Source organism: Syntrophotaleaceae bacterium (assembly GCA_041390365.1).
In the GTDB taxonomy this organism is placed as follows: Bacteria; Desulfobacterota; Desulfuromonadia; order Desulfuromonadales; family Syntrophotaleaceae; genus JAWKQB01.
The window spans coordinates 1-11,506 of record JAWKQB010000008.1 but is presented as its reverse complement, the minus strand read 5'-3'; the positions used below and the strand labels follow the sequence as shown (position 1 = coordinate 11,506).

Annotated in this window: 13 protein-coding genes; all 13 read right to left on the bottom strand. The window is 56.8% G+C overall.

Annotation, left to right across the window (positions count from 1 at the left end; translation table 11 throughout):
• On the bottom strand, window positions 1-164 hold a 164-nt coding region (locus R2940_18545; protein ID MEZ4601795.1), incomplete at its 3' end, for a gamma-glutamylcyclotransferase.
• Entirely contained in the window at window positions 161-958 is a 798-nt protein-coding gene (locus R2940_18540) for a glucosamine 6-phosphate synthetase (protein ID MEZ4601794.1), read from the bottom strand. The genes R2940_18540 and R2940_18545, both read right to left, overlap by 4 nt.
• Window positions 943-1,284, bottom strand: coding sequence for a hypothetical protein (locus R2940_18535; GenBank protein ID MEZ4601793.1), 342 nt, complete (start codon window positions 1,282-1,284; stop codon window positions 943-945). Before R2940_18535 ends, R2940_18540 begins: the two co-directional genes overlap by 16 nt.
• A complete protein-coding gene (locus tag R2940_18530) occupies window positions 1,281-2,243 on the bottom strand; it encodes an amidoligase family protein (protein ID MEZ4601792.1) in 963 nt (320 codons plus the stop codon). The genes R2940_18535 and R2940_18530 overlap by 4 nt, the downstream gene beginning before the upstream one ends.
• A 246-nt stretch (window positions 2,244-2,489) precedes the next feature.
• Window positions 2,490-2,747, bottom strand: a complete 258-nt coding sequence (locus R2940_18525) for a VrlD (GenBank protein MEZ4601791.1) — start codon at window positions 2,745-2,747, stop codon at window positions 2,490-2,492.
• A 13-nt stretch (window positions 2,748-2,760) separates the two neighbouring features.
• Window positions 2,761-6,321, bottom strand: coding sequence for a DUF4815 domain-containing protein (locus tag R2940_18520; GenBank protein MEZ4601790.1), 3,561 nt, complete (start codon window positions 6,319-6,321; stop codon window positions 2,761-2,763).
• Window positions 6,322-6,336: 15 nt separating this feature from the next.
• A complete protein-coding gene (locus tag R2940_18515; GenBank protein ID MEZ4601789.1) occupies window positions 6,337-6,870 on the bottom strand; it encodes a hypothetical protein in 534 nt (177 codons plus the stop codon).
• Window positions 6,871-6,880: 10 nt separating this feature from the next.
• Window positions 6,881-7,342 carry a hypothetical protein gene (locus R2940_18510; GenBank protein ID MEZ4601788.1) on the bottom strand — a complete coding sequence of 154 codons (462 nt, stop codon included), beginning with the start codon at window positions 7,340-7,342 and terminating at the stop codon, window positions 6,881-6,883.
• Window positions 7,329-7,460 (bottom strand): hypothetical protein, encoded by a 132-nt coding sequence (locus R2940_18505; GenBank protein ID MEZ4601787.1) that lies wholly within the window; start codon window positions 7,458-7,460, stop codon window positions 7,329-7,331. The genes R2940_18510 and R2940_18505 overlap by 14 nt, the downstream gene beginning before the upstream one ends.
• Window positions 7,461-7,465: 5 nt before the next feature.
• Window positions 7,466-8,455, bottom strand: coding sequence for a hypothetical protein (locus tag R2940_18500; protein ID MEZ4601786.1), 990 nt, complete (start codon window positions 8,453-8,455; stop codon window positions 7,466-7,468).
• A gap of 10 nt (window positions 8,456-8,465) precedes the next feature.
• Window positions 8,466-9,059 carry a hypothetical protein gene (locus R2940_18495; protein ID MEZ4601785.1) on the bottom strand — a complete coding sequence of 198 codons (594 nt, stop codon included), beginning with the start codon at window positions 9,057-9,059 and terminating at the stop codon, window positions 8,466-8,468.
• A 9-nt stretch (window positions 9,060-9,068) separates the two neighbouring features.
• Window positions 9,069-10,643, bottom strand: a complete 1,575-nt coding sequence (locus tag R2940_18490) for a phage tail protein (protein MEZ4601784.1) — start codon at window positions 10,641-10,643, stop codon at window positions 9,069-9,071.
• Window positions 10,643-11,506: baseplate J/gp47 family protein (locus R2940_18485; protein ID MEZ4601783.1), on the bottom strand; the 864-nt coding region annotated here is incomplete at its 5' end. The genes R2940_18490 and R2940_18485, both read right to left, overlap by 1 nt.

The window sequence follows — 11,506 nt, the reverse complement described above, 5'->3', positions numbered from 1 at the left end:
GGGACTTCCAAGGCCGGGAACCCGGCGGGCAGCTGGTAAAGTCTGCCCCAAGTGGTGGCGGGTTCAATACTGATGGCCCGGGTGCAGAACCGGTCAAAGTTCCAGAATCCCTTTTTCAGGGTTCCGTAGACAAAAAGCTGGAGGTGGTTGTCGTTATTTTTCATGCTTTCACTCCTTCGGGTAAGGTTCCTTTACGTTCCTGACAGACAAATCTGAAGGGATGGCTCTGCCACTCTTTGAGGGTTTCATGGCGGAAGGTCAGCATGGTGAGCGGCGGAATTTCCAGTTCGCGCCAGCCACGCAGGTCATCCAGAGCGGCTTCAATGTATTCCGGTTCGGAGGCGTAGAGCACCGCCCGGTGTTTGCGGCTGTAACGCAGCGACAGCGGCTTGTTCCCCTTGATGACGGTAATGGCCCCGGGATCGAGTCGTGAGGCCAACACGGCGCTCATTTGGCCGCGACACAGGCGCAGGGCTTTGCGGAAGCCTCGGCCGTCGATGGTTCCGTCGGGTGCAAAGCGGTCGGCCAGCCGGAAAAGCAGCTCACTGTCCACTTCGGCATAGCGCGGCAGGCCGAGCCTGCGGAACAGGTAATCGGCGTTGTAGATGGTGCCGTTATGGGTGCCGATGATGATGCCGGAGCGGATCGGATGGTTGTTGCGGCTGTTGTCTTCGCTGCCCCGGGTCCGCCAGCGAGTATGCCCCATCAGGATGGTGGTCTGGTTGTCCACCTCGGCCATCAGCTCGTGAAAGGTGGATTCCCTGACCAGCCGGTGTGCCCGGATGGGACGCTTGAAAAGCCGGAAGTCCCCGTCGGTCCTGAGCCATGCCATTCCACTGGCGTGGGGACCGCGCTCCTCACTGCAGAGCAGCATGCGGATAAAGACCTTGTTCAGGTATTCCCGCTCGGCAATGCGCCGTCGCTTTTGACCGAAGATGATGCCTACTTGTCCGCACATAGATCATCCTCCTTGTCAAAGGTGTCCTCCGGCGGCAGGTCGATGAAGGCGTCATCCGGCAGGAACTCCACCAGCCCATGCTTTCCCAGCAGGGTCAGGAATTCGGCTGCGGCCGCTTCGGGATCTTCAGGCAGCTGGAGTTTTCGGTCCGGCTCGATGCGGCCAAGCACACCGAGCATGTAATCACGGGCGGTCGCTTCGATGGTGAACGGTGTCTGGCCTTTCATGATCTCCACCAGCTCCGCGCAGTTTTTGCCTTCCAGAGCGATGCCGTCTGCCTCCAGCGGTTCGCCGTCCAGTGTCGTCGAGTGGATCAGTATCTTCATGATTCACCTCCTAAAACAGAAAGGCCGGGATTAGACCCGGCCTCTGTGGTTTGAATGGTGGTTTCGGTTTCATCCGGTTTGGGACGACCTTTCTTGAAGGCCGCGTCACCGGGCATGTTTTTCATCAGATGTAATCGGGCGGTTTTGAACTCATCCCCGATCAGGCCGAGGTGGAGCAGGAAGACCCGGAAGTCATACTTGGCGCTTTGCGGATCGAAGTCCCGCTTGCGGCTGGATGCGGCTCTGCCGTTGAGCGCCTTGGCGGCGATGCCCAAGCAGAACTGCAGGTAGGCTTTGATCTTTCCGGCATGCAGGGTCGCCTCGAACCAGCGGAACTCCACCGTGCCCCGGTACCAGACGTTGTGCAGGTTGACTCCGTGGTAGCGGGTGTTGTCGTAGTGCTGGGGCTGGTTGTTGTGGTAGCCGTACCAGATGCGGTTCAGCTGGGCCTTGGTCTTGGGACGCTGCCGTTCGATATTCCGGATCAGCTCATCACTGACCGGTCGGGTGTAACGGCGCAGGCGGTCGCTGTTGATCCCGAGGGCATGGAGGATCAGCGGTTCCTGTTTGTACACCACCTTGGCAAGGTTACCCAGCTTGCGCCCGTCAAAGGGCTCGGCATCGATATGAATGTGGATGCCGCATTGGCTGTTGATTTTTCCACCGGCCTTGCGGATGGCCCGAACCACCTCCTGCAGCTGCTCGAGGTCGTCATAGGTCAGCACCGGACTCACCAGCTCCGCCCGCAGGTGGGATGGCACATTGGTCAGGGATGCGTCGTTGACCACCTTCCATTTTCGGCCCCGCAGGTCTTCCACTTCCCAAGGATCGTAGCAGGACGGTGCGCCGATATGCCTGACATGGCCGCCGACCACCGAGTGGATTGCCCAGGCTATCTGTTCCCGGGTGCGTTTTACGGTCTCGATCTCGATTCCGTATCTGAGTTCTCTTAAATCCATTCACAGTCTCCGTTTTACGGTTTCTAACTTGTTGCCGGGCTTGTATTTAAGCCTTCAGCTTACATGTGAATGAATGCTTTAATTCCGTCAGAAAGCAAGTAGAAGAACAGAAAGAAACGACATTTAACACCTTTATTTTCAACATGTTACGAGTTTGGCGGCATTCGGGCGAGCACATTAAAAGAAACGCCCCGGAAGCGTGCGGGCGTTCCGGGGCGTTGGCTGTTTTTCACGGATGGGATGGGCTCAGGTATCCGGGCTGCTACCGCTAATCAAGCTGGTGTGAATCTCCTTATTCAGGGATTCATCCTGCTTCATTTTATCCAGAAAGATGGTGCAGGCTTCGGCCTCATCAAGCGGCAATCCGAGTTCCTCCTCCAACCGGCTCAACCTGTGGTGCAGGTTTTCGATCAGATTGAAGGAGTGATCCCGGACCAGTCCTTCCCGTTTTTCCTGTGGAGACGGGATGTATTCGGTCATCCCGCCACGGCGTTTAACGATCATAACGGGGCCTCCATCAGCTCAGGGTTGCACCGAGGGTGTGAATCCTCGGATAGGTCAATACGGTTCCGGTCAGCTCAGCCTTGTAGCGCACCTTGTTACCCTGCGGATCGCTGAAGGTTCGGACCAGCGTGTATTCGGTCCAGTCTTCGTCGATGGGCCGGGTATCGTCGATGGTCATGGCTTCCCATGTTTCTCCGCCGTCATTGGTGGCGAACCACTGAACACTGGTGCCGCTGGGGATATCCATCTGGGTGTAGACCTTGGTGGATTCCACACCCTGTGTCAGCTCGTTCTCACGGGTCAGATAGGTTCCTGCGGTGTTGTTGAGGTAGCCGATCAGATTGACATCCCGGAAGTTGAGCGCCGGAGTGTCGTTACCCATGCCGGTACTGAAGCGAACCCGGACCAAAACGCCATTGGCCAGATTGGGCAGACGCTCTTCCTCGGCCGGAACGACCGCATCCCACGTCGAACCACCGTCGGTGGAGTATTCCCAGATAAGGTGGGTACCTTCCGGGATAGCCGAATATTCATCGATGTTCAGATCGGAGAACTGTACACCGCTTACCGGCTGGAACTGGACCGTGCCTTCGTTCTCGAACTCATAGCCATAAAGTTTCATGGTGAGGTCGGAGCCGTTGAGCGGAGTCCAGGTCTCGGCATTGGAGCTTTCCAGAAGCACACCTTCGGCATAGGTCTGGCGGGTGATAATGCCCTGACGACCGGTCTTGCCGAGAGTGGCGGTGCGCACCTTGTAGTTGGTACTGTTGGTCAGCAGGACCACCGCATAGCTGGTATTGGCTTCGGCGTAAAAGGGATCATCGAAGCTGATCTTGGTTTCACCGCCGAGATTGATTTCCGACGGCGCAATCACCTTTTCGGCAAAGATGGTGTCGTTGGGCAGTCCGGTGGTAACCCCTCGAATCTGAACCGTTACCGGAATGGAGGCATCCCGCTCGGTGAACTGAATACCCACAGCCGACAGAACCCGGTTTTCCGTGAAGCTGAAGGTCTGAGCCAGCGGATCACGACGGACAAAGATGGTACGGGTTCTCCAGACGGTACGCACCACCGGCACACGAACGATGCGGGTGATGATGTTGGTCTGGATAAATCGCTGGATACGGGTGATCACCAGAGGATCATTGATCTGCAGGCTGGCCCGGGCGGTGTACTGCCCATCCGCCATTTCCACGATACGGTTGCCGTTGCGGGCTTCCGTCGGCACCGTGAATGAGGCGGTCACACGTCCGGCATCATCGCTGACCAGATTGCTGGCCATGACCCGGCCGTCACAACGCAGGACAATCCCGGAGCGATCCGGCGTGAAGTTGATGCCTGTTACCGCAATGCCGGTCTGGCCACGGCGGCCGATATTGGGTGTGACCTGCAGCATGGCAGGCGGTTTTTCAAAGACCGCATACGGGTTGATGTTGCGTTCCTCGGACCAGTCATTCTGTTCGAGCACCACCTGTTCCGATCCCGGCAACAACGCCAGACTGCCGAAGAAGCTGGCATCACTGCTTCCCGTATCCACCTCGAGCGGTGATGAAATAGCCGAACGATCCGGAGAGGCAAACTTGCCCAGCTCGTTTACCCGGGCATCCCATTCGGCGTGATAGATATCCGACTGGGCTGTGTTGGAGAAATCATCCGAATAGATGCCTTTCTTGGACTGGGCGTCGCGGTTCTGCAGCTCATTGTTCATCTGATACTGGGCATCGTTGTATTTCAGGTCCTCCACATCTTTGATGATGTCGTGGATCTGATCCATGGTGATGCGGGTGAGCCCGAAATTGCGGATGGTCATATCGGTGGAGTTGGGCGGGCAGTCAATGCTGCACAGACCCAAGGTATCCTCCGGAACGATCGGCAGCTTGGGAAAGTCCGCCGGAGCACCTTCGAGTCGTTTGATCTCCCGGGTGGTGGCGTAGATGATGTCCTTGCGGCCGAGAAAATAATCATAATCGATGCTGCAGTTAGAGCCGTTGACCGGTTCATCGCCAAGTGCTCCGCGACCGAAGTTGACCACGTTGAGATTGCCGAGTTCGATCTGGGTCGTGGACATGGAAACCGCAGCCGAACTGCTGGCCGGAGGATTGGATGCCACGGGTTCGTCCACCGCATCATCGATATAGGAGATGGCTTCGCTGCCCAGCTCCTTGATGCGCTGGAAGTCGGTTCTGGAGCCGTTGGTCGTAGCCCGGTAAACCCGATAGCCGTTGGCACCGTTGACCGGCAGCCATGAAAGACGGTTCATCTCTCCGGCCAGAGTCATTCTTGAAAGTACGCTGCCTGAGTTGAAGGCGGTTTCACCCGATCCGTCGAAAGCGGTCACCACATAATGATAGGTTCCGGCTGTCGGATGGGCGGTAATACCGAACCAGCCGCCGTCCACATAATCCTCGCCTTTGATCATCTGCTTGGTGTAGGTCCAGCGCACGGTATAGGTGGTACCGATAGCCGGTTCATTGCCGGAGCCGATCCAGTCCACATGGTTGCCGGACTGCTGCCAGTCGATGCCTTCCTGAAAAATGGTGGCACCCTGACTGACTTCCAGAATATCCACGACCGGATTGGGATCGAGCAGATCCTCACCGCCGCCGACCGAGCCTCGGGTCACATTGGCGGTCATCTCCACAATGGCTTCCACCTGCGTGGTCTCTTTGAGCGGCGTGGAGTTGACCGGGTAACGGCGCTGGCTGATGTTGTAGGTCTTCTGTTCACCACGCACCGACTTGATGGCCACCGACTTGGGAACCAGCGTGGAGGTGGGCAGATCCCGCTGATGACGGAAGCCCTGAATATAGGCCCGGCCCGCGTTGGTGATTACCTCGACATCGGTATCATCCACTGAGCCGATAAAGCTGTCGAATCCGCTGACCAGATAGCTGCCCGCCTGATCGAAGGTCCGCTCGGCAAGGTTCTGCAGCAGCGAATTGAGTCCTTCGGCAGCGGCAAAGGAGAGCTGGTCTTCGGTAATGGAAGAAACCGTAATCCGGCTGCCGGGAAGCGTGCCCAGCAGGTCGCGCAGATACAGATTGGATTTTTCCTGCACCGTCGCCGTGACATCGCCGGTCTCCCGGTCGAATTTGTAAATGGGCACCACCTTGCGCTCGGTCACGTTATTGGGAAGCGTCAGGCCGGTGGTGTCGGTGGTCTTCAGGGCCAGCACCCATTTCTCGCGCTCGGCGGTTGGCTCGCCCGTGGCCGGGTTGATCAGCGACGGGTCTTGCGTGTAGCCGTAATTGTATTTGAGCAGCTCGGAATAGACATAGTCCGCCCCGCTGGTGGTGGCGGGGTCATAGGTCAAGGTGACTCCGGCAACCGCTTCCACATGGCCGTCGATATAGACCATGCCCGACGTCAACGTGAGCACGTTATCCTGTACCGTGACATCGAGGCCGCTCAGAATCGATCCCTCCTTGAAAAGGATATCGGCAATCTTGCGGCGCTCGAGGTTGATCAGTTCCTGCTGTTCGTTCAGCTCCGAATCAAGCAGATCCCGGTCCTGATGATAGCGGATGCGTTTGTAGTTCTTGGCGGGATCGAATGTATCTCTTGAAATACTCATCTCTTTTACCTCCGGTTATATTTTGATGATCCCGACCAGCTCCACGCGGGTATCGGAAATCTTGTTGAAATCTGGAATGTTCTTCACTTCGTACAGGTAGCCCGGGCGCAGCACCTCTCCGACGGGGTTGGTGTCCTGATGAAACACGCCGCCCATGGCCAGATCACCACTCACGCTGGCCACATATTCGACGTCACCGCCGAAAAAGCCGTATTCCCTGATGGTGATGCCGTTGGCCTCGGCCTCATCAAAACGAAAGAAGATGCCGATGGTGTTGGTCTCTTCTCCGGTTTCCAGATAGCGGACTCCGTTGACCACCAGCGCACCTTCGGCGTCCTCCTTGAGGAAGGTCCGTTTGTAGAACCGCTTTCTGGCCCGCTCGTTTTTGAGGGCCGTCTGCTCGATATCCGGCGCAGGGGGATTCTGCGGTTCGGTGAATGTTTCATCTCCATCCCCGATGGCGCAGTGGGTTATGCCTTCCACTGCCTGTCCCATCAGGAGCTTTGCCGTCAATACACGGCCTGATTTGACTATGAGTCCCAATGCCATGGTCTTCTCCTTATGTTTGAATCTCGTGTTCTTCGTTGATAATCACATTGAAAATGGTCAGCCCCGCATCGGCGGAACGGCCAAACTGCTGCTCCAGATGCTGGGCGGTATCGGCAATCAATGCCCGGGAACCGCTGATCGTGAGCGCTGTATCCAGCATTGCCTGTCGGGGATGCGTCACCCGAACGGCGGCAAAAGCCAGCTGTTCAAATGTCTGCGGGATGATTAGCCAGGTGTCGGAATCCCGCTCGATACGGCCTGCCACAATGGCCTGACTGTCGGCCACCGTTGAGCGCTGGTTTGATGCCCTGACAGAGGCATCCGCGTGAATCACAACGGTGCGTCTTTGATCCCGGGGTCCGAACAGGTCGAAATAGGCTCCCTGCACAGGCGGCAGATTGACCTGAAATTCGGGTCTGCGAATGCCCCGGATAACGGCAGGTCGAATGATGGCTCCCTTATGCACGGCCACGGCGAATCCTCCCGGTCATTTTGAAAGCCATTCCCTTGTTGAGATTGGCCAGCGGTTGCGGAACACGCCGACCTTTCACTTGGGTTGTGGTTTTGATTTGTCCTTTAACAACAGCCATGAGCCTTACTCCTTAATCGCACACCAGCCGCCGCCGGAGAGGTTGAATACCCGATAGGAATCCGAGCCGATTTCGACGGTATCCTCGGAGGCCACGTTGGCTCCGCCGGTGGCATAGATTTCGATGAGTTCCCCGCGCAGCTCCTGATAGCTGTCAGCGCCATTCATGCTGACCAGCCATGGGAAAAGAATGGTGGTGTCGTAGCGGCGTTCCGGGTCGGTATCGCTTTGCAGGTTGCCATGGGCAGCACCGCAACGGCCGCGCTGTCCACTGGCAGAAGTCCAGCCGTCGAACTTGTTCACGGCGTAAAAGGTGCTTGGCATGTTGTAGTAACCGGTGATGACCGGCTGCGGGTCCTCGCCGATTTTGGCTCCGGCCGCATAATCGCTGACGAGCGTTTCGATGGTCACGGTATTGGGCGTGGCAACCGAATCGATGGCGGTAATTTTGACCCGCTCGATATTGGCGTCGTCTTTGATGATGTAATGCTGATCGGGTGTGAAGATCGATGCATCGTTGACCTGCGCCACCACGGCACTGCCGTTGACAATCGCTGCTTGAGTGATGGCAACCGCCGAAGACCAGAACCGTTTGATGGAACCGCTGTAATGGCCGTAGTAGGTCGAGACAATCTTGCTGACGATGAATACATGGTCGAGGTCGGCATACAGCCAGTAAATAAAATCGGCGGTGTCCTCAGCCCGAAGATAGGTGTACGAACTGTAGAACGCTTCGCCTGCACCGGTCTGGGTGGTGTTGTCCCAGTATTGGAAGGCGGCCACTTCAAGGCGGCCGGAGCTCTGTCCGATCTGGAAACGCAGATAGATATCTTCCGCACCGGATTCCCCGGTTGATTTGAATACATAGTATGGCCGGGCATCGGCGGACTGGTCGTCATGCAGTGTCCAGCCAACGGTGGTGACCAGAAAATCTTTAATCTTGTTCAGCAGGTCCAATCGGCCGCTGGCGGTTCCCTGAATACTTTGATAAGCCATGATTCACTCCTTATAAAACGGGGTTCTCTGTTCCGGTGAGGCGCAGCTTGATGTCGATCTTGTTCTGAACGGGTGTGCCCGAAAGCACCGTGCAGCGACGCCAGAAAGAGATGGTCTGATTGTGGGCCTTGGCTCCGAGGTTGAGCGGAGCGCTTTGAGTGGCGGTATCGAGTTCGGCCTGCGTGAGCGCGAGCTTGTACCAGACCGATTCATCGGTTTCGAACTCGTCGATCGGGTCCACCACCAGCCCTGTATAGTCGTATCCGGAATAGACCGGCTCATCGGCCGCGTAAGATGCTGCCACGGTGTTGGCCACGGCGCGTCTTACGGTCAGATTTGCAGTTCCGCCGCCGGAAAGGATCTGCATCTGCTCGGTGCCGATCACGATGTATTCCGCATCGGCAAAGCGGGGTTCAGTCAGTTCTATGTCGGTCTGGATGTCATCGATCGGTGCGGCGAGCGTGGTCTGTTCATTGGCCACGAAAATCTTCCGGTCTTTGATTTCTCCATCCGTGCCGTTGTAGTTGTCCGCATCCGGATTGCTGAAGTCGCCTTCCGAAATCTGCTGGGTCAACTGTTCATCGAGGTATAAGTGAATTGCCATAATCTCTCCTTAAACAGGCCATTGGGTTACTTGATATTTGTTCACGGCGCTCTCTGTAGCGGCTTCCTGCGCCTCGCTGAAATCCTGCTGACGGAACAGCCATCGGTAGGACGGCTCGGTGAACCGGAAACCCGCCTGATTGAGTTTCATCCGTCCGATGCGGAGCGGTCGGGTCCGATCCACGGAGAGGCGTAAAGAGGTCGTGTTGAGGGCGCGTTGGTTGAGGCTCAAAGGCACAATCCGTGGGCGTTGGAGAGAACCTGTATCCACATAGACTTCAAGCGATGCCCGTTCTCCGGTGAGGTTCGCATTAGTCAAAGTCCGGTTGTTGAGGACATTCGCGTTGAGCTTGAATACAGGCCCTCTCCGACGCCAGCGGTTGATGAGGTCTGATGCTTCGGTGACCCGGGCTTTGCATCCGGCGGTGGCAACCAGCAGCGCACTGCTGTGTCCACCCTGAATGGCATTGATGACCACATCCCCGTTGAGCGGTGAGCGGCCCAGCTGGAAACATTGCCGATTTCTCGCTTCGATGTTTAAGCCGAAGGTCTGTCTGTTCTGCAGGGCTTCCGAAGCCTCTGCCTGCAGAATTGAAAAGAGGTCTTTCTGCCGGAAGCAGTAAAGGGTTTCCGCATCGGCAAAGGACAGTTTGCGGCGATTGATATGGTCGGCCGAGAGGTTGAAACCGGATTCGACAATATCGGTGAGATAGTCCCGGCCGGTATAAATCGGATTACAGAAGGACAGCCTGTCCTCGCGGATGGAGGTGTTCACCAGCCGTCTTTCGTTGAGCGGCCTGTGATTGAGGCGCATCCTGTTTTGACGGCCATGAAAACGGGAGACCTTGTTGGCGGCCCGGTCGATTTCAGGAACCATCTCCACGGTGCTGGTCAGCTGCAGGTAATCGTATATCCGCTGCTTGTTGGTCAGATGGCGGCAGGAGCCAAGACGGCTTCTTCCCAGCACGAAAGTTTCATCGAGAAATGCCAGAACCACACTGCGGACATGGGCGGCATTCTGAAATTCCAGATCAGACCCGATCTCTAAAAAGGTAGCGAGCCACTGCAGGAAAAACGCCCGGGTACCAGCCGGGTGATGGAAAGACAATGCATCCCGTACACCTTCAGCCAGGTTGAGACTGTGAACCCGATACACTCCGAGGCTGAACACATTGCCGGGGAGTTTTGCCGAGCTCAAACGGGAGCGGGAGTTCAAACGGAGGGCGCTGCGGAAGGTTTCTTCAATCTGGCCTTCCCAGCCAATCGATGTAAGACTGCGCCCGATGGCAGGGATGGTTCCTTTGCGGCGGTATATTTCGACCGCTTCACGAATCAGACGACGCTGGTTTTCCGGCGTGTCCGTGCCGTCATAGCGGTGACCCACCAGATATGCGAGCAAGGGCAGAAACCGCTCGTCACAGCGCTCCACATCAAAAATGTCGGGGAACCTGTCGATGGCCTCCTTGATCTCATCGAGTGTGCCTGCCGGGAGTGAAAGCAGAGAGCGAAGGTCGCCGCTTTCATCCTTGTGCTCATACAGCGGCGGCAGCAGATCGGTAAGATTGTTGTGGAACCAGTCCGCCACTATTCAGCCCTCCGCATGTCGAGATTGACCGAGCCGAGAACCGGTATTTCACCGCGCCCGAGGTCCACGTTCAGTTGGGGCGTATAGAGATGAATGTGACTGACTCCCCGAACACCATCGATCAGGGCAATGAGATCGGATGAATGGATGGTCTGCCCAAAGCTCACCTGATCGAAAGCAAAGAAATCCGCCAGTGCCGATTCGATTCGACTGCGCACATTTTCGAGCGCTTCACCCGGCCATGCATAGACTTCACAATCGATATGAATGGATCGGTACACCGGATCGAACAGATTCACCTCGACGGTGATCACCTTGCGGCGTTCCAGATATTCAGCCAGATCACGCTTGAGAAGCCCGGATGGCATGCCGCCACCGTTGGGCGCGATGGCCAGATGGACGTTGTAATAACGGATGTTCTGGCAGTCGTTGGTATCGAGCACCTTGGCCTTGGAGACACCGGGATAACCCTCGGCAAGCGCCTTGTAGTCCTGAAGCGTTACCGCCTTCCAGAGACTGCGCAGTTCGGCCGGAGCCTGATTACGGGCATGCTGAATGGTCTCGCGGGATGAGCCGCCTGTAGCCGCCACCGGGTTGGAGATGGTCAGCGGGATTTGAGCACCATCGTGATAGACGGCTGAAAGAAGCTGTGTAATACGGCCCGGTCCGATGTTTCCCTTGGCTCCGAGGCTTTCGAGCCAACTCACGGAAATGGTTTTCCCGGCAGCGGGAACCGCTCCGAATTGACCGTCACCAAAGAGGATGGAGGTAATGTCCAAGGCATCCGTGTCGGCCATAAAGTGAAGGCTGTCGCCATCGCTTTCCTGAAAATGGCGGACCTCACTCCAGGTATCATCATCGAT